General features: G+C 57.7%; 16 protein-coding genes. 11 read left to right on the top strand and 5 right to left on the bottom strand.

Annotated elements, in window-relative coordinates; all coding sequences use genetic code 11:
- The first annotated feature begins 23 nt into the window (after positions 1–23).
- The 10 genes from K3727_02620 to rarD all read left to right on the top strand — a co-directional run bounded on the left by K3727_02620 (position 24) and on the right by rarD (position 11,740).
- Positions 24–1,196, top strand: a complete 1,173-nt coding sequence (locus tag K3727_02620) for an acetyl-CoA C-acyltransferase (GenBank protein ID UWQ91720.1) — start codon at positions 24–26, stop codon at positions 1,194–1,196.
- Between the two features lie 101 nt (positions 1,197–1,297).
- Positions 1,298–1,756 carry a GAF domain-containing protein gene (locus K3727_02625; protein UWQ91721.1) on the top strand — a complete coding sequence of 153 codons (459 nt, stop codon included), beginning with the start codon at positions 1,298–1,300 and terminating at the stop codon, positions 1,754–1,756.
- Between the two features lie 207 nt (positions 1,757–1,963).
- Complete coding sequence (locus K3727_02630) at positions 1,964–2,533, top strand: helix-turn-helix domain-containing protein (GenBank protein UWQ91722.1); 570 nt, start codon at positions 1,964–1,966, stop codon at positions 2,531–2,533.
- Between the two features lie 3 nt (positions 2,534–2,536).
- Positions 2,537–3,166 carry a LysE family translocator gene (locus K3727_02635; GenBank protein UWQ91723.1) on the top strand — a complete coding sequence of 210 codons (630 nt, stop codon included), beginning with the start codon at positions 2,537–2,539 and terminating at the stop codon, positions 3,164–3,166.
- A complete protein-coding gene (locus K3727_02640; protein UWQ91724.1) occupies positions 3,163–3,534 on the top strand; it encodes a GFA family protein in 372 nt (123 codons plus the stop codon). Before K3727_02635 ends, K3727_02640 begins: the two co-directional genes overlap by 4 nt.
- Before the next feature lie 17 nt (positions 3,535–3,551).
- Positions 3,552–5,999 carry an FAD-dependent oxidoreductase gene (locus tag K3727_02645; protein ID UWQ91725.1) on the top strand — a complete coding sequence of 816 codons (2,448 nt, stop codon included), beginning with the start codon at positions 3,552–3,554 and terminating at the stop codon, positions 5,997–5,999.
- A 228-nt stretch (positions 6,000–6,227) separates the two neighbouring features.
- A complete protein-coding gene (locus K3727_02650) occupies positions 6,228–7,124 on the top strand; it encodes a homocysteine S-methyltransferase family protein (protein ID UWQ91726.1) in 897 nt (298 codons plus the stop codon).
- 17 nt (positions 7,125–7,141) lie between these two features.
- Positions 7,142–8,128, top strand: a complete 987-nt coding sequence (locus tag K3727_02655) for a helix-turn-helix domain-containing protein (protein ID UWQ93247.1) — start codon at positions 7,142–7,144, stop codon at positions 8,126–8,128.
- Positions 8,129–8,212: 84 nt separating this feature from the next.
- Positions 8,213–10,666 carry an FAD-dependent oxidoreductase gene (locus tag K3727_02660; protein ID UWQ91727.1) on the top strand — a complete coding sequence of 818 codons (2,454 nt, stop codon included), beginning with the start codon at positions 8,213–8,215 and terminating at the stop codon, positions 10,664–10,666.
- Positions 10,667–10,834: 168 nt separating this feature from the next.
- On the top strand, positions 10,835–11,740 hold the full coding sequence (gene rarD, locus K3727_02665; protein UWQ91728.1) for an EamA family transporter RarD: 906 nt from the start codon (positions 10,835–10,837) through the stop codon (positions 11,738–11,740).
- Here rarD and K3727_02670 read toward each other — a convergent pair.
- From K3727_02670 to K3727_02680, 3 genes are all read right to left on the bottom strand, one after another.
- Complete coding sequence (locus K3727_02670; protein UWQ91729.1) at positions 11,728–12,471, bottom strand: SGNH/GDSL hydrolase family protein; 744 nt, start codon at positions 12,469–12,471, stop codon at positions 11,728–11,730. The two genes, rarD and K3727_02670, sit on opposite strands and share 13 nt — an antisense overlap.
- Position 12,472: 1 nt before the next feature.
- Positions 12,473–12,883 (bottom strand): nuclear transport factor 2 family protein, encoded by a 411-nt coding sequence (locus K3727_02675; GenBank protein ID UWQ91730.1) that lies wholly within the window; start codon positions 12,881–12,883, stop codon positions 12,473–12,475.
- Between the two features lie 126 nt (positions 12,884–13,009).
- A complete protein-coding gene (locus tag K3727_02680; GenBank protein UWQ91731.1) occupies positions 13,010–14,098 on the bottom strand; it encodes a hypothetical protein in 1,089 nt (362 codons plus the stop codon).
- An 89-nt stretch (positions 14,099–14,187) separates the two neighbouring features.
- Between K3727_02680 and K3727_02685 the strand changes: the two genes are divergently transcribed.
- Entirely contained in the window at positions 14,188–15,117 is a 930-nt protein-coding gene (locus tag K3727_02685; GenBank protein ID UWQ93248.1) for a LysR family transcriptional regulator, read from the top strand.
- Between the two features lie 3 nt (positions 15,118–15,120).
- Here the strand turns inward: K3727_02685 and K3727_02690 are convergent, their stop codons facing one another.
- Positions 15,121–16,155, bottom strand: a complete 1,035-nt coding sequence (locus K3727_02690; protein ID UWQ91732.1) for an ACP S-malonyltransferase — start codon at positions 16,153–16,155, stop codon at positions 15,121–15,123.
- Complete coding sequence (locus K3727_02695; protein ID UWQ91733.1) at positions 16,152–18,335, bottom strand: MFS transporter; 2,184 nt, start codon at positions 18,333–18,335, stop codon at positions 16,152–16,154. Before K3727_02695 ends, K3727_02690 begins: the two co-directional genes overlap by 4 nt.
- Between the last annotated feature and the right edge of the window lie 11 nt (positions 18,336–18,346).

Here is an 18,346-nt window from a genome sequence, read left to right on the forward strand (position 1 = left end):
GGCCAAGCTTTGGAGGGAAGAGAATGAAAGAAGTCGTCATCGCAGGTGCAGCCCGGACGCCCATGGGTGGATTTCAGGGCATGTATGATGGTGTGACCGCTGCCGATTTGGGCGGCACCGCAATCAAGGCCGCGCTGGAGAACGCAAAGACCGAAACCGTGGACGAAGTTCTGATGGGCTGTGTGTTGCCCGCAGGGTTGGGACAGGCGCCCGCACGCCAGGCCGGTTTTGCCGGTGGCCTGGGCGAGGATGTTCCAGCCACGACACTGAACAAGATGTGTGGTTCAGGGATGAAGGCGGCGATGATGGCCTTTGACCAGATCGCTTTGGGTCACGCCAATACGATGATCGCGGGGGGCATGGAAAGCATGACCAACGCACCCTATATCCTGCCCAAGATGCGCAATGGTGCACGGATCGGTCACGGGCAAGTGGTTGATCACATGTTTCTGGACGGGCTCGAAGATGCCTATGACAAAGGCCGCCTGATGGGTACCTTTGCGGAAGATTGCGCGGAACATTACCAGTTTACACGCGAAGCCCAGGATGAATATGCGCTGAAATCCTTGTCCAACGCGCTGGAAGCCCAGAAAACCGGCGCTTTTGAAGGTGAGATTGCGGCGGTTACCGTCAAGACCCGCAAGGGTGATGTGACAACCGACACTGACGAGCAACCGCAAAGCGCCCGACCCGACAAGATTCCAACCCTGAAACCCGCCTTTCGTAAGGACGGTACCGTGACAGCGGCCAATGCGTCTTCGATTTCCGATGGTGCTGCGGCCTTGGTGTTGGCTTCGGCCGACGCAGCCGAGGCGCAGGGGCTGACAGTCCGCGCGCGGGTTCTGGGGCACGCAAGCCACGCTCAGGCACCGGGTTGGTTCACGACGGCCCCGGTCCCGGCGGCGAAAAAGCTGCTGGATCGTCTGGGGTGGTCCGTCGAAGATGTGGATCTGTGGGAAGTCAACGAAGCCTTTGCAGTTGTCCCAATGGCCTTCATGCATGAAATGGGCATCTCGCGCGACAAGGTCAACGTAAATGGTGGTGCTTGCGCGTTGGGCCATCCTATTGGAGCTTCGGGTGCGCGGATCATGGTAACCTTGCTGAATGCGCTGGAAAAACGTGGCCTGAAACGTGGTGTTGCCGCGATTTGTATCGGTGGCGGTGAAGGCACAGCGATCGCAATCGAACGGGTCTGATCCGACCTTCCTCTTGCAACCAGTATCTTCGGGGGTGAATTGCCCCCGGAGGATCATCAAGGGGGCAGACGGCCCCTCATTTCTGCCTCAAGGGAACAGTCATGACCGTGGATTACACCTCCTTGACCAAAATCATCGCGTCCTTGTGCGAGGGGGAGACCGACGAGGTTGCGCTGATGGCGACTGTGGTATGCGAGTTACATCACAGCGATGACCGGTTCGATTGGACCGGGTTTTACCGCGTCACTGAACCCGACATGCTGAAGATCGGCCCCTATCAGGGTGGGCATGGATGCCTGAAAATTCCCTTTGCGCGTGGGGTCTGCGGGGCCGCTGCGCGCACAGGCACAGTGCAGTTGGTTGCGGATGTCGACGCTTTTCCCGGCCATATCGCCTGTGCCAGCTCTACCCGGTCGGAATTGGTATTGCCAGTTTGGAACGGAGCGGGGCGGCTGTTGGGGGTTCTGGACATCGACAGTGACCAGCTGGGCGCTTTTGCCAAATCAGATGCGGATGCCTTGGCTGTGATTCTGAAACAGACCTTTGCCAACGTTGCCTGAGCGACAGTAACGAACAGGGGGCGTTGCCCCCTCGCCCGGACAGATCCGGGCTCACCCCCAAGGTATTTTTGACCAGAAAGAAGCACATAGACCGCTGTCGAGGGGGTGGTGGCGGCAGATTTCATTGTATCGTGAAAAAGTCCTTGGTTTTTTCACGATAATGGCGCATCGTGAAAAACGGAATGAAATTTTCACGAGGCAGATGCTTTGAATGATCAGACTCCCCGCAGTGCATCGCTTGGCGCAGATATTCGGGCGCTGCGCAAGGCGCGCGGCATGACATTGGCCGAGATCGCTGGACGTCTGGAGCGATCCGTCGGTTGGTTCAGTCAGGTTGAACGGGATCTGTCCGACCCGTCAATTTCCGACCTGCGCAAGATTGCGGGATGTCTGGGTGTGCCTATGTCGATGCTGTTTGCGCATGCAGCTGCTCCGGCCAGTGAGCAGGGGTATATCGTGCGGGCCGGGGCGCGTCGGCCCATGGGCTCGGGTGAAGAAGGGTTGATTGAAGAGCTGTTGTCCCCCGATCTGACCGATGACTTTGAGATGGTGCATTCCACATTCGCGCCGAAATCGCGGATGCAGGAACCGGCGGACCGCCCGACACAGGAAGTTGGCTATGTGATTTCTGGTCAGTTGGATCTGATGATTGGAGGCAACAGTTTTTCGGTCGGTCCCGGCGATAGTTTTCGGATCAAGCATGAACCCTATCAATGGGCGAACCCGCATGACGACCCGGCAGTGGTGATCTGGGTCATCGCGCCGCCGGTGTATTAAGCGATGAGCTGGGAGGCCTGGACCATATTCGCGGTGTTCTGGGTGGTGTTTGTGACCACGCCGGGGCCCAATGCGGTGAATTGCATTTCTAATGGCATGAGCCTGCCGTTTGCAAAGGCGATGCTGGGCGTGGCGGCAATCCTGACACAGGCGACCGCCTTTCTGGTCCTGTCGGCGCTGGGTGTTACTGCCCTGATTGCGGCCTCTCCCATGGCATTTTTCATTGCAAAGCTAATCGGGGCCGGGTTCCTGATTTTTCTGGGGGTGCGGGGCTGGCTCAACGCAAGGACGCCGGTCAAGCCCGAAGGACGGCCAGCCCGCCATGTCTACGCGCATGCGCTGGCCATCGCGACCATCAACACCAAAAGCGTTGCAGGCTATCTGGCGGCCTTTTCGCAGTTCGTGCAGCCGGATGTGCCGATTTGGAGCCAGATGTCAGTGATCATGCCCACCGCGCTGGTCATCACGGCGCTGAGCTACACGGGGTTCACGCTGTTGGGTGCGGTTTTGGGCAAAGCAGCGCTGCGTGCCGTGTTCAATGTCTGGATCCGTCGGACCATGGCCGTGTGTTTCATCATCTATGGTGTGTTGTTGGGGGCCAGCTCCACGCCTCAATTGGAGGTAACGCGATGATCAAGGGATCCTGCCTGTGCGGCGATATCGCTTTTGAAACCGCGGCAGAGCCGCAAGGCGCTTCGATGTGCCATTGCGGCCAATGCCGAAAACAATCCGGTGGGATCTGGTCCTCGGCCTATGTGCCTGAGAAGGACCTGACCATCACCGGCCCGGTCAGCTGGTTTGCCTCTAGTGACTCGGCCAAACGCGGTGTCTGCCCGCGCTGCGGCTCTTTCCTCTTCTGGAAGGCCAATGACGAAGACACCATCAGCTTTTCGCTTGGATCAATTGACGGCCCCACCGGCCTGACCCTGACCAAGCACATCTTTGTCGCCGACAAGGGCGACTATTACGAACTTGCGGACGGCGTGCCGCAAAAGGACTGAAGACTTAGGGAGCAAACATGTCTGATTTTCCAACAAAGGCCCGTGTGGTCATCATCGGTGGCGGCGTCATCGGCGCGTCAACGCTCTATCATCTGGGCAAGAAAGGTTGGACCGATTGTGTCCTGCTCGAAAAAAACGAACTGACTGCAGGATCGACATGGCACGCGGCCGGGAACGTACCAACGTTTTCGACGTCCTGGGCGATCATGAACATGCAGCGGTATTCGACCGAGCTGTATTCGCGCCTGGGTGAGGAAGTTGATTACCCGATGAACTATCACCAGACCGGGTCAATCCGTCTGGGCCATTCCAAAGAACGGTTGCAGGAGTTCGAGCGCGCCTGTGCCATGGGCCGCTATCAGGGCATCGAGATGGAGATGTGGACGCCGGAACAGGCCAAGGAAAAATACCCGTTCCTGGAAACCCACGATCTGGAAGGGGTTCTGTGGGATCCGTCGGACGGCGACATTGATCCGGCACAGGTGACCCAGGCGCTGGCCAAGGGTGCGCGCGATATGGGGCAAAAAATCGTGCGGTTCTGCCCGGCAACCGGTGTGACCCAAAAGGAAGACGACACCTGGATCGTGCACACCGACAAGGGCGATATCGAATGTGACTATGTGGTCAATGCCGCCGGGTATTATGCCCAGCGCGTCGGTGAATGGTTCCTGCCTTATGGTGGTCGTACCGTGCCGATGATGGTCATGTCGCACCAGTATTTGCTGACCGAACAGATCCCCGAGGTTGAAGCCTGGTCCAAGGAACACGGCGGCAAGCTGCCGCTGATCCGCGACGTGGATATCTCCTATTACCTGCGTCAGGAAAAGAACGGCTATAACCTCGGCCCGTATGAGCCGAACTGTAAAGGTCACTGGATGACCGAGGACGACCAGATGCCCGAAGACTTCAGCTTCCAGCTGTGGCAGGACGATCTGGACCGGATCGAAGACATTGTGACTGATGCGATGGAGCGGGTGCCGCTGATGCAGACGTCAGGTGTCAGCAGCGTCATCAACGGTCCGATCCCCTATGCGCCGGATGGTCTGCCGTTGGTTGGTCCAATGCCCGGCGTAAAGAACGCGTTCGAGGCCTGTGTGTTCACCTTTGGCATCGCCCAGGGCGGCGGCGCTGGCAAGGTCATGGCCGAATGGATCGTCGATGGGTCCACCGAATGGGATATGTGGGCGATCGACCCGCGCCGTTACACCGATTACACCGATCAGGATTATTGTGATCAGAAGGGTCTGGAAGTTTATGGCAACGAATACGCCATGCATTTCCCGCACCACGAATGGCCCGCAGCGCGCGACAAGAAACTGTCGCCGGTCCATGCCAAGGTCAAGGAACTGGGCGGTGTCATGGGGGCCTATAACGGTTGGGAACGAGCCAACTGGTTTGCTCAAGACGGCGATGACACGTCGCTGGAAGCGACCCACACCTGGGGTCGCTCCGGCCCATGGGAGCAGCGCATCAAGGAAGAATGCGAAGCGGTGCGTGACACTGTTGGCGTGCTCGACCTGCCAGGGTTCTCACGTTTCAACCTCGAAGGAGAGGGTGCTGCAGAATTCCTGCGGGGTATGGTCACGGGTGGTCTGCCCAAAGTGGGTCGGATGAATCTGGTTTATTTCTCGGATGACCGGGGCCGGATCCTGACAGAGATGTCCTGTATTCGTCACGGCGAAGATCATTTCACCATGATCACCGCCGGTGGCGCACAATGGCATGATTTCGAGATCCTGAGAAACGCTCTGCCTGCCGGGGTGTCGTTGACCGATCACACCACCGAATTTGGCACCATGATCGTGACCGGCCCGAAATCGCGTGACTTGATCGCGTCGATTTCGGATGCAGATCTGACACTGGGATGGCTGACACATCAAAAGGCGACCGTTGCGGGTAAACCTGCGTTTTTGGCGCGGGTGTCCTTTGCGGGTGAACTGGGGTGGGAGGTGCATTGCGCCAATGCAGATCAGGCAGCGATTTATGATGCTGTTCTGGCTGGCGGTGCCAAGCCATTTGGTATGTATGCCCTGAACTCTCTGCGTCTGGAAAAAGGCTACCGTGCGTGGAAGGGTGATCTGTCGACCGACTACTCGCTGCTCGAAGGCGGATTGGAGCGTTTTGTCAAACTCGACAAACCCCAGGATTTTCCGGGCAAAGCCGCAATCCAGAGCGAAAAGCAGCAGGGAGTTAAGAAGTCCTTTGTCACTCTGACGGTTGAAGCTGGCGGCGCTGATGCGCCCTATATGTCCTGTATCTGGAGCGGAGACGAGATCGTTGGTGAAACCACCAGCGGCGGCTGGGGCTATCGCGTCGGGTCGTCGATCGCGCTGGGCATGGTGCGCGCCGAACTGGCGGTGCCGGGCACCGAGCTGGAGGTCGAGATCTATGGCGAAAAGTGTCGCGCGGTGGTTCAAAAGGACGAACCGCTCTGGGATCCCGCAAACGAGCGTCTGCGCGCCTGATCAGCTGGTCGCTGAGCCATGCGGAACCGGAAAGGAAACCTGGAGTATTGGAGCGTACTCCAGGTGCCTGCTTTCCTGAACTGCGTGGGACAGATACACTGACTGGAGGAAAATGCGTCTGCGCCGCTCGTTTGGGTCGGGGCAGACGGTTGCCAAACTGGTGGAGACCGTGTGATCCCTCTGGGCCTGCCAACAGACCCAGACAGCCACCGAATGCAGGAGATCGGCATGACAGATATTACGTTGCTCGACGGTTCCATAGGCCAGGAATTGGTCAAACGGGCGGGGAATCGTCCGACGCCTTTATGGTCTACATCTGTTATGCTGGAGCGTCCGGAATTGGTGCGTGCGGTACACGGGGATTACTTTGCATCCGGTGCGACGGTTGCGACAACCAATACATACGCCGTCCATCGGGATCGACTGCCGCATGGAAATCTCGAGGACAAATTCGAAGACCTGATCAACACGGCGCTGACCGAGGCAGAAGCCGCACGAGATCAGGCCGCAGGAGGTCAGATCGCGGCCTCCCTTGGGCCGCTTGGGGCCTCATATCGGCCAGACATATGTCCACCACCGGCCGAGGCGGCACTGCAATATGCTGAGTTGGTCGGGTTGATGCAGGACCGGGTGGATCTGTTCCTGATTGAAACTGCATCTTCTGTGGCGCAGGCCCAAGGGGCGCTGTTGGGAACATATGGAACCATCAAACCGGTGTGGTTGGCAGTAACGGTCAAGGATGATGATGGGACCTGTTTGCGTTCGGGTGAACCAGTCGGAGCGTTGCGTGAGATCATCGAAACCTATCAACCGGCTGCCATTCTGGTGAATTGTTCGCGCCCCGAGGCCATCGGTGCGGCGTTGGACACGATCAAGGGCTTTGGAAAACCCTTTGGTGCCTATGCCAATGGATTTACCCGGATCTCGGAGGCCTTTCTGGGCGATGCGCCAACCGTTGATGCGTTGGAGGCACGGGTGGATCTGACACCCGACGCGTATTCCGATATTGCAATGAGCTGGGTCTCACAAGGGGCAACGATCATTGGCGGCTGCTGTGAAGTGGGTCCCACCCATATTGCAGACTTGGCAATGCGATTGCAGGCCAACGGGCATCAGATCGTCTGAGGAAAACACCAATGGGTATGCATCAAGGACAGCAAAAAGACGATGCAGACCACAAGGTCTGGCATTTTGACATCGTAGTGTCGGACGGTTTTGTCCTGATCGAAGTCGCGGCCATCACCGATTTGCTGCGTATCGCCAACCGAACCATGGCCCGTGCGCCGTTCAAATGGACCTTTCGATCTGCCAAGGGGGGGCGGGTTGCATCGTACAGTGGCCCGCTGGTCGAGACCGAACCATTCATCCAGAAACCCGAGGCCGATTTTGCCTTTGTGATTGGAAATTCGAACCCTGATACTCCGGCCCTCTCGCTGACGCAGACGATCAGCGCCTATACATATCGCGGGGCCAAGGTCTATTTATTGGCCGAAGCCGCCAGTCGGTACATCCGTGATCTGGGGCCCGAAGCCGAAGGCCATACGACCCATTGGGAGAATTCGATATTTCTTAGGGAACGGTTGGGCATGTTCGATGCAGGACATGCGCTGGCATCCGAAACCGGACCCATTATTACCTGCGCGGGTATGGGGGCGACGATCGATGTGGTTCTGGCGTTGATTGGGCGGTTGACGTCATCGGCCACGCAAATGACGGCGGCCAATGTCATGTTGCATGAAAACATCCGCGATTTCGGATCACTGCAACCGTTTTCCGGTGTCAAACCTACGATCACCGGGGACAGCGATCTGGATCACTGCATCCGCATTATGCAGGACAACATGGAAGAGCCGGTGCCGATCAATGAGATTGTGGATATGCTGGGGATTTCCACCCGATCCCTGGAACGGAAATTCAAAACGTTTCTAAGGGCGACGCCAAATACGTTCTACCGGGAAATGCGCCTGAGTAAGGCCAATAATCTGTTGTTGAACACCACGCTCAGCGTTCGTGAAATTGGTCTGGCTTGCGGTTTTCCCAGCGGCTTCTCGGGCCTCTACAAAAGCTTTTTTGGCGTCACGCCCTTTACCGTACGAAAAAGTCGCCGTGCCGGAGCAAGTGGAGAATAGCACCGAAAGGCTGGCGTTTTTGATGCATTTCCTGTCGCCTGTTTGTGCCAGATTGCCCGAAATTCGTTGTTTCGGAGTAGCGACATGGTTGATCTTCCCAACAAGGCCCGCGTGGTCATCATCGGTGGTGGTGTTATTGGTTGTTCGGTGGCGTATCACCTGACCAAGAAAGGCTGGAAGGACGTTGTTTTGCTGGAGCGCAAGCAGCTGACCTCCGGCACCACCTGGCATGCCGCGGGCCTGATTGCCCAGCTGCGCGCCACCGCCAACATGACCAAACTGGCGAAATACAGCCAAGAGCTCTATGGCTCGCTCGAGGAAGAAACAGGCGTTGCTACCGGGTTCAAACGCTGTGGCTCAATCACCGTTGCCCTCACCGAAGAGCGCAAGGAAGAGATCTATCGCCAGGCCGCGATGGCGCGTGCCTTTGGCGTCGAGGTTGAAGAGATCTCGAATGAACGGGTGGGTGAAATGTACCCGCATCTGAACCTCGAAGACGTCAAGGGCGCGGTGTACCTGCCGCTGGACGGGCAGGGCGATCCTGCCAACATCGCGCTGGCCTTGGCCAAAGGGGCCCGTCAGCGGGGCGGTATCGTCAAGGAACGCGTCAAAGTCACTGATATCGTGAAATCCGGTCGCTCTGTGACCGGAGTAGACTGGGTTGCCGATGACGGCAGCGCGAGCGGTCACATTGAATGTGATATGGTGGTGAACTGCGCCGGTATGTGGGGCCACGAGGTCGGCCGCATGGCGGGCACCAACGTACCGCTGCACGCCTGTGAGCATTTTTATATCGTGACCGAAGCCATCGAAGGGCTGACACAATTGCCGGTTTTGCGGGTGCCGGATGAATGTGCGTATTACAAAGAAGATGCGGGTAAAATGCTGTTGGGTGCGTTTGAACCCAACGCCAAACCCTGGGCGATGAACGGCATTCCGGACACGTTCGAATTTGATCAGCTGCCCGAAGATTTCGATCACTTTGAACCGATTCTGGAAAATGCCTGTAACCGGATGCCGATGCTGGCCGAGGCGGGGATTCACACTTTCTTTAACGGACCTGAATCCTTTACTCCAGATGATGCCTATCACCTGGGCCTCGCACCCGAGATGGACAATGTCTGGGTTGCGGCAGGGTTCAATTCGATCGGGATCCAGTCCGCGGGCGGGGCCGGCATGGCGCTGGCCGAATGGATGGACAGCGGTGAAAAACCGTTTGATCTGGGCGATGTGGACGTGTCCCGCATGCAGCCGTTTCAGGGCAACAAACAGTATCTGTTTGAACGGTCCAAAGAGACCTTGGGCCTGCTTTACGCCGACCATTTCCCCTATCGCCAAAAAGCAACCGCACGCGGTGTGCGCCGCACCCCGTTCCATCACCACCTGCTGGAAAACGGTGCGGTGATGGGTGAAATCGCCGGTTGGGAACGTGCCAACTGGTTTGCCAACGAAGGGCAGGAGCGCGAATACCACTACAGCTGGAAGCGTCAGAATTGGTTCGAAAACTCGGCCGCCGAACACCGCGCGGTGCGTGAAAACGTCGGCATGTACGACATGTCGTCGTTCGGCAAGTTGCGGGTCGAAGGCCCCGATGCCGAAGCCTTTTTGAATTACATTGGTGGTGGTGATTATTCAGTTCCAATTGGCAAGATCGTCTATACACAGTTCCTGAACAACCGCGGTGGGATCGAGGCAGACGTGACCGTCACCCGCCTGAGCGAAACCGCCTATCTGGTGGTAACACCTGCGGCAACACGTCTGGCGGATCAGACCTGGATGATGCGCAATCAGGGCGACTTCCGCGTGGTGATCACCGATGTGACCGCTGGCGAAGGCTGTCTGGCCGTGATGGGACCCAATGCCCGCGCGTTGTTGGAAAAAGTGTCGCCTGCTGACTTCTCGAACGCGACTAACCCATTTGGCACCGCGCAAGAGATCGAGCTGGGTATGGGGTTGGCGCGCGCGCACCGGGTGACCTATGTGGGCGAATTGGGCTGGGAGCTGTATATGTCTTCGGACATGGCTGGCCACGCCTTTGAAACGCTGCACGCGGCCGGTCAGGATATGGGGCTGAAACTGTGCGGCATGCACATGATGGACAGCTGCCGGATCGAAAAGGGGTTCCGCCACTTTGGCCACGACATCACCTGTGAGGATCACGTGGTTGATGCAGGTCTGGGCTTTGCGGTCAAGGTCGACAAGGCCTGTGATTTTATCGGAAAACAGGCTGTGATCGATCGCAAGGCATCCGGCCCAAAGAGCCGTCTGGTCCAATTCAAATTGACCGATGCCGAACCACTGTTGTTCCACAATGAACCGATCCTGCGGGACGGTGAATATGTCGGCTACCTCAGCTCGGGCAATTATGGTCACACGCTGGGTGCCGCCATCGGTCTGGGTTATGTCCCCAGCGAAGGCGAAAAGGCAGCCGATGTTTTGGCATCGAGCTATGAGATCGACGTCTGCGGCGTCAAGGTCAAAGCCGAAGCGTCGTTGAAGCCGATGTACGATCCAAAATCCGAACGCGCCAAAGTCTGACCATTTCGGAAACAGGTAAATCAAGGCCCCGGAGAGATGTCTCCGGGGCCTTTTCGTTTGTCGGGGGCGGGCGTCCGTATCATCACGTTTTGGAATTCGAAAGATCACAGAAAACGAAGTTTCCCGCGCCGTGAAACCTGCCATAAGAACGGCACAAGGAGCATCCCAATGAGTCCATCTGAGAACCGTGATACACCACAAGGTTTGGCCTTTGCCGTATCGGCCTATGTGATGTGGGGTTTCCTGCCACTGTATCTCAAGCTGTTGGACCATCTCCCTCCCACCGAAGTCGTTGCGCACCGGGTGATCTGGTCTGTGCCCGTTGCCGGGCTTTTGTTGCTGATCCTGCGCCGGACGCGTGATCTCAAGGCGGCGCTGAAATCACCCAGAACCATGGCAATGGCCTGTCTGACTGCGGCGCTGATTTCGATCAATTGGGGAATCTATGTTTGGGCGATTTCGACGGGACAGACTTTGGATGCGGCCTTGGGGTATTACATAAATCCGCTGTTTAGTGTCTTTTTGGGTTCTGTTCTGTTGCGCGAACGATTGAGCCGATATCAGCTTTTGGCGATCTCTATTGCGGCGCTTGCCGTTCTTATTCTGGCTGTGCAGGCCGGATCCCTTCCGTGGGTGGCGTTGGCATTGATGTTCAGCTGGGGGTTTTATGCGTTTTTCAAGAAATCCCTGCCCATTGGGCCGAACCAGGGTTTCCTGCTTGAGGCGTTGATTCTGCTGATCCCGGGACTTGGGTATGTCGGGTATCTGATGGCGACCGGCACCGGGCATTTTGGTGTAGGTGGGTTTGACACCGCAATGCTGTTGGGATGTGGGGTGGTTACGGCAGTGCCGTTGATCGTTTATGCCAATGGAGCCAAATTACTGCGTCTGACGACCATCGGCATACTGCAATACATAGCGCCCACCATGATCTTTGCGATTGCTGTTTTTGTCTTTGGCGAAGAGATCGACCCTGCCCGTCGCATTGCCTTTCCGCTGATCTGGCTGGCCCTGGTGGTTTATTCGATTCCCATGGTGAAACAGATGCGACAGGGCGCTGTTCATACAGGTTGATCACAGCGCGAACCGGGAAAGGCCGCGCTGTCGGTGATTTCCTGATGCAGGCGCGCGGCCCATAGCCCATAAGCTGTCGCATTCGGATGATAGCCATCTGTTGCCGCCAGATCCGGATCAGGGGGCAGGTCAAACGGCAAATGTCGCACATATGCGCCGTGATTCTGGACGGTATGCGACAGTGCCTGATCGAGGCGTTTGGACTGCTGTCCCAGAACCCAGGCCAACGGCTGTGGCAAGGCCGGGAAATGCTGCATCGGAGGCACGCCCGAGAGCAGAATCAGCCGTGCGCGAAACTTGCTCCGCAGCAGGGCAATCAACCGATCCTGACGATGGGCAAACCGGCGCGCGGAGGTGCCACGGGTGACATCGTTGACCCCCAGCGCTGCAACCGCGATATCGAACTGTAGGTCCGGCAGGGCCTGTATGCGTGCGACAGCGTCCTGAGTCGTATGCCCTGTTGTCGCTTCGAGCCGCCAGTGCACAGAATGGGTCGAGGCCAATCTGGCAACCAGATGTCCGCAAAGGGCGGTGCTTTGGTGATCTGTTCCCACGCCAGCGGCCGAACTGTCCCCTAGGATCAGCAGTCTCAACTCGGGGCCGGTTCCGGTCCGACCTGACCGGGGCCCCTTGGGTTCTGGCAAAAGGGTCGCCTGCGAGCGGACATACAAACCCTGTGCAATCAGCAGGGGCAGCAGGCCCAACCGAATGATCTGGTCGGTTGCAAACACCTTAGGACAGCGCGTCCTTGAATTTCAGAAAACGGGCGTCCGTCATGACCCTTGCATTCATCGCATCCCGCAGAGCACCGACCGATTTGTACGGTCTCATGACCACTTCGAAGTCCTGGATCAACCCGTCTTGGTTCAGGGTAATCAAATCTACGCCAACTGCATCCAGATCGCCGATCTTGCACTGAAATTCCAACGCCCAATCCAAACCCTCGCCCATGACACGGCGGTATCGAAAGTCGGAAAATACCTGAACAACGTGCCCCAGAACCGCTGCCACAGGATCGCGTCCGGTCCAGGTTTTGTAATAGGTTGGCGGCAGGAAACGCACGTCCGGTGCCAAGATCGCCTTGAGCTGATCAGGGTTTCCGGACGCGACTGCGGATTTCATCTGGGTTATGGTCGGGTGCATGGCAGTCTCCTGTGACAGCAGATACAGCCAAGGTGAGCCGAGCAGATTATGCGAGCAAGGGCGACGTCACGGTAGCCCCTGAATCAGATGCGGCGTTCACAGGCAGATACGCCCCCCCAAGGGCTGTTATGCCGTCCGCCGCAATCCGATGTCCGTGTCCGGTGTGGCAAACAACGCTGCGGCGCAGGGAAATCGTGCCAAAATCTCAGCGCCGCCGGGCAGACGTTCAGCGTGAAAATGACCATTTTCCCACAGTGTTACACCGTCAACTTTGATCGTTGGATCAATCACATTCCAGCTGATTTCTCCCGGTGCATAGGCCCCGCAAGTGTGAAAATGGAGAATCCGTGGGTTTCCGAATGCAGCACCGCCCCAGCGCTCGTAATTCTCACGCGCGTCCCACGGGTAACCGCATCCGGGGTGAATGCCAGCGTGCCAAGAGTGAACAAAGTTGCGGTCGATGCCAAACATCTTTGCAACAAAATCATAATGCGCTTCCGCCTTGGCCACATCCGTCGGCAACCCGTCGAACCCGGTCAATCGCCCCTCGTGCATCACGGCAAGAAGCGGACCGTCGAATTCAACGGTATAGGGTTCATAGTATTTTGACCCTGTGCCGGTCAAAAAACCGGGCATCGCAATGCGACCTGTGAAACTATGGGCAGGCACCGGAGTAAACACGGACATTGGAAACCGCAGGATCGAAGTATCACCCGAAGGCGCAAGATTCATCTCGGGGCGTCCGCTGACTTGCGTCCCGGCAGGGCAGGACAATTCAACATGTTGCGATGTCGCAAGGGTTTGGTTGACCAGAGATTTCAGCGCCATGAACGCGTCATGATGTCCATTGGAAAACCCGGAGCCAAACAGTTCCTTGGTCACGGCAAAGCTGACGATGACCTTTTTTCCCTGGGGCATTTCCGAGAAGCGCAGCTGATCTCCCAACCGTGCGAGAAATAGAATGATGTCTGCGCGTTCAAAGGCCTGCAGCAGTGCATCTGATAGATGCGGATTGTCAGGATTGAACCCCACGTCCACGGCTTCCACGGCCAGATCCAAATCCCGTGCAGCGCTGGTTACGACTTGGACCGAATCCGCGTCAAAATAGCCATATTCCGGTGGCTCATAAGCGATCAACAGACGTTCGCCCGCGCGCGCCTGCGCACAGTTCTGCAGCAGGTTTCGAGCACCGTGTTCAGGGGTGATATCAGACATTCCGGCTCCTGTAATGGTAGGTCAGTTTCACCTGTTTCGGTGCACGGAACCATTTGAAACCTGTAATGCAATACATTAGCTTGACTTATATGATACTCAATCTTCCCTTTACCTCTCTACGGGCCTTTGAGGCAGTTGTCCGCTGTTCCGGGTTCAGCGCCGCAGCCGACGAATTGGGCGTCAGCCAAAGCGCCGTTAGCCAACATGTACGCAGTCTTGAGGGGTGGCTGGGGCAGGACCTGTTGATCCGCGGTGCGCGTAAATCACGCCCAACCGAGGATGGAGTACGGCTGGCTTTGGCGATTTCGGATGGATTGGGGCGTATTTCCGACGTCTGCGGGGATCTGCGCAGTAAGGTGCGCAACAAGAATACGATTGTCATAAATTGCCCGCCCGGGTTTGCCTATATCTGGTTGTTCCCCAGATTGGTTCGCTTTGATCTGGCCCATCCGGATCTCACCATTTCAATTGCGACCGACGCCGGGCATTCCGGATTTTCCACCGGTGCCGCCGACATAGCGATCCGTTATGAACTGGGCGAGACACCCGGGTTTCACGGTCACAAGCTGATGGAGGAAACCCTGTTCCCTGTGTGTGCGCCCAGTCTTGCAAATGGACCCCGGCCCATCCGTCAGGTGGCAGATCTGGCCCATCACACGATCCTCTATGATGACGTGGACCGCTATGGCGCTGACAGCCCCAACTGGACGTTCTGGGCACGGGAATGTGGTATGCATCTCTTTCCCCCGGAACGTACCCGCCGGTTTGGTCAGTCCAACATGGGCGTTCAGGCTGCGATAGATGGAATGGGGGTCGGAATGGGGCGGACACCTTTGGTGAATGATGCGCTGGCTGACGGTCGACTGGTCCGACCGTTTCCCGAGATTGCCAAATCCCGTCTCAGCTATTGGGTGTCTTATCGGTCCGGGACCGAAGGCAATGACAAGATTTCCAGGTTTCTATCTTGGATTGCAGACGAAGCACGCGCCCAGCCTGCAATCACAGATTTGAAAGGTTGACGATCAAATCGCCTGGGCGCGCTGGTCTTCGCGTCCCATTGCGATCAATCGCGGTGTCTTGTCCTGTTCTGACTGAAACTCGGCCTTGTCAGACATGCCACGCCAACCGGATAACAGCAGGCTTTGCGCTACTGCCCCGCCCAGGGTCGTGCCCGGTCCCAGAACAATGAACACGTCAGGCATCAGTTCGCGGGCTGCCGTCCGGATCGCGGCGGTAAAGTCATAGGGTTCAACAACCTGATGGCCCAATGTGTAATCGTACAGTTCAGCCAGGTCACTGGCCCCGCGCTGCCATAGGCTGCCGCGCCCGTCGATCAGTGCCAGATCCGGTTGTCGCAGCAGAGCCCGCCCCAGTCGGGCCTGACCCAGAGCCGAAACCGGCTTTTGCAGATTTGTGTGAAATCCGGCGTGATTGGGCAGGCGCATGGGAAAGCGGTCTTGAACTGGCTCCATTTCAGTCTCGAACGCCTGCAATCCGGCTTCGTCTCCGGCCAGCACCAGCATACCGCCCAGGTCGATTGAAATAGCCAGGCTATGCGCGGCACGGGTATTGATGTCGTCCATTTTGGCCAGGATGGCGTCGCGCGCTCCGGGGATGGGACGCCACTCTTCGTCAACAAAGGGATAGATCAACTGCCCGCCGATCATTTGTTCCTGCATCAGGGTGCCCATTGTGTTGATCACCTCAAGACCGCCCATCGGATCCAGCGCCCCGGCACAGGCCAGCGCGATATACCACCCCATGGAATTTCCGGTGACACCCAAAATGTCGAACCGGTCCCGGTCGATCGCCCGAAAGTCCGCCAGCGCGCATGCATAGATCAACGCCGAAGCATTGTCGCCCCGTGTGTGCGTCGGACCAGAGAACCGCGCCGCGCCATCCAGATCGGATAGGGTTTTCTGTCCCATCTGGCTGCGATAGGCGTCAAAGTCGCTCAGCATCGCCGCCTGATCCATGTGGTGGCGGCCAAAGTACCCCAATTCTGTTCGGTTATAGGTGCCCCGTCCTGGGGCTACGACGACAGCGGTCTGTTTCATGATGCGTTCCACAGCGTGCGGGCGGCTTCGGTGATCGAGGCGCGCGAGGGCATGGTGGCGGCATAGGCGGGACCCGTGGCAATAAAGCTGTCTTGTGCAGCGATACGGGCGTGGGGCAAATCGGTCTGCTCGTGCAGCATAGCCATCAGAGCCTCGGACTGGCTACCTGTGGTTCTGCATTCATCAACCACCAGCACCTTTTCAGCACCACCCAGAGCGGCCAGAACCCCCTCCAAAGGCAATGGTGCCAACCAGCGGAGATCAATGATCCGGGTTTCGATCCCTTGCGCCCGCAAGTCGGCAGCGGCCTGTGTGCTCAGATAGCGCCCATTCCCATAGGTCAGGATTGCCAGTGGTCCGTCACCTTCTACCCCGACTTCACCCAACCCGATCCGGCGATCCGGCTCAGGGTATGTGGACAGCCATCCGCCGTCCTTTTCGCCTATCAGGTCGCGCATCGGGTACAGCGCGATAGGCTCCACCATCACCACAACGCGCTGCTCTTCCCGCGCCAGACGTACACATTCGCGCATCATCATCGCGGCGTCGTCACCGCGCGAAGGGCAGGCGATTACCACGCCTGGAATATCGCGCAGCACCGCGAGAGAATTGTCATTGTGGAAATGCCCGCCAAACCCCTTTTGATAGCCAAGGCCCGCAATGCGCATCACCATCGGGTTGGTGAACTGACCATTGGAGAAAAACGACAGGGTTGCCGCCTCGCCGCGCAATTGGTCTTCGGCGTTATGCAGATAGGCCAGAAATTGGATTTCCGGCATTGGGATGAACCCGTTGTGCGCCATGCCGATGGCCAAACCCAGAATTGACTGCTCGTCCAGCAGCGTGTCGATCATCCGGTCAGGACCAAAGCGGTCAACCAGCTTTTGGGTGACACCGTAAACGCCGCCCTTGCGGCCCACATCTTCGCCCATCATGACGATCTCACGATGCTCCAGCATCAGATCGGTCAATGCCCAGTTCAGCAGCTTATTCATTGGCTGCGGATTGCCGAGTTGTTTGTAATCGGATCCAAAGGCCACAGCGCGGGCATCTTCGGACGGGCCGTTCGACGGTATGCAGTCCCGCATGGGGGGGATGATCGAAGCCATGACATCAGATGCGGTTTTCAGGCGGGGCCGTTTGACCGCTTCTGTGGCCACACGGGTGCATTGATCCTCGGCCTCTTGATAGATTGCCAGAATCTGTTCGGCATTCAGCACCCCCTGTTCGATCAACAGCCGGGCTGAATGCAGCAATGGATCGTCTGCTTCCCAGCCTTCGAACAGCTCCTTGGACAGATAGGCCTGCTGCAAATCCGACCCGGCATGACCGTAAAGCCGCACCAATGTCAGGTGCAGAAAGGCCGGTTTGCGCCGTGTGCGCACATAGTCTGCGGCCTCCTTTGCCACGCGATAGGTGTCATACAGATCCAATCCATCGGCATGGAAATATTTAAGCCCGGGTTTGTTTTCATAATTGGCCGCCACCCATCCGCGCGGGGTGCGGGTGGAAATACCGATGCCGTTGTCTTCGCAGACAAAGAGCAGAGGCAGCGGCACCGATTGATATGACGTCCAGCAGGCCGTGTTGATAGCGCCCTGTGCGGTCGAGTGGTTCGAAGAGGCATCGCCAAAGGAGCACATGACAATACTGTCATCCTCCAGCACCCGATGTTCCGGAGTTTGGCGTTTGGCGAGCCCTACGGAATAGGCCGCCCCGACGGCCTTGGGCAGGTGGCTGGCGATGGTCGAGGTCTGTGGCGGTATGTTCAGGGATCTGGAGCCAAGCACCTTGTGGCGCCCACCGGAAATCGGATCCTCGGTCGAGGTCGAAAAGCTGAGCAACATATCCCAGGCGGGGGTGGTGCCAGGTACCTGCGCAGACCGCATGGTCTGAAAGGCTCCATCGCGGTAATGCAGAAATGCCATGTCACTGGGCCGCAATGCCGAGGCCACTGCCGCCATACCTTCATGCCCCGAGGACCCGATGGTGTAATAACCCTGACCGGCGGCCTGCATTTTGCGTGATCGGCGGTCGAGATTTCGGCTCAGGCACTGGGCCCGGAAAATCGCCACGGCGTCCGTGTCGGACAGGGGGCCGGACGGTGCAGCACCAGAGGGGAGATGACCCGTGGTGAGTTTGTCACGAAAGGCCTGATCGACAATGTCGGCACGATCCATGTCTGGTTTCC

Source organism: Rhodobacteraceae bacterium M382, assembly GCA_025141015.1.
GTDB classification, from domain to species: Bacteria; Pseudomonadota; Alphaproteobacteria; order Rhodobacterales; family Rhodobacteraceae; genus Aliisedimentitalea; species Aliisedimentitalea scapharcae.

Bases quoted from the DNA above. Each gene is read 5' to 3' on its own strand.
- rarD (UWQ91728.1), top strand. From the start codon at position 10,835: ATGAGTCCATCTGAGAACCGTGATACACCACAAGGTTTGGCCTTTGCC.
- K3727_02675 (UWQ91730.1), bottom strand. From the start codon at position 12,883: ATGCACCCGACCATAACCCAGATGAAATCCGCAGTCGCGTCCGGAAAC.
- K3727_02625 (UWQ91721.1), top strand. From the start codon at position 1,298: ATGACCGTGGATTACACCTCCTTGACCAAAATCATCGCGTCCTTGTGC.
- K3727_02660 (UWQ91727.1), top strand. From the start codon at position 8,213: ATGGTTGATCTTCCCAACAAGGCCCGCGTGGTCATCATCGGTGGTGGT.
- K3727_02690 (UWQ91732.1), bottom strand. From the start codon at position 16,155: ATGAAACAGACCGCTGTCGTCGTAGCCCCAGGACGGGGCACCTATAAC.
- K3727_02620 (UWQ91720.1), top strand. From the start codon at position 24: ATGAAAGAAGTCGTCATCGCAGGTGCAGCCCGGACGCCCATGGGTGGA.
- K3727_02640 (UWQ91724.1), top strand. From the start codon at position 3,163: ATGATCAAGGGATCCTGCCTGTGCGGCGATATCGCTTTTGAAACCGCG.
- K3727_02685 (UWQ93248.1), top strand. From the start codon at position 14,188: ATGATACTCAATCTTCCCTTTACCTCTCTACGGGCCTTTGAGGCAGTT.
- K3727_02655 (UWQ93247.1), top strand. From the start codon at position 7,142: ATGCATCAAGGACAGCAAAAAGACGATGCAGACCACAAGGTCTGGCAT.
- K3727_02680 (UWQ91731.1), bottom strand. From the start codon at position 14,098: ATGTCTGATATCACCCCTGAACACGGTGCTCGAAACCTGCTGCAGAAC.
- K3727_02645 (UWQ91725.1), top strand. From the start codon at position 3,552: ATGTCTGATTTTCCAACAAAGGCCCGTGTGGTCATCATCGGTGGCGGC.
- K3727_02650 (UWQ91726.1), top strand. From the start codon at position 6,228: ATGACAGATATTACGTTGCTCGACGGTTCCATAGGCCAGGAATTGGTC.
- K3727_02695 (UWQ91733.1), bottom strand. From the start codon at position 18,335: ATGGATCGTGCCGACATTGTCGATCAGGCCTTTCGTGACAAACTCACC.
- K3727_02635 (UWQ91723.1), top strand. From the start codon at position 2,537: ATGAGCTGGGAGGCCTGGACCATATTCGCGGTGTTCTGGGTGGTGTTT.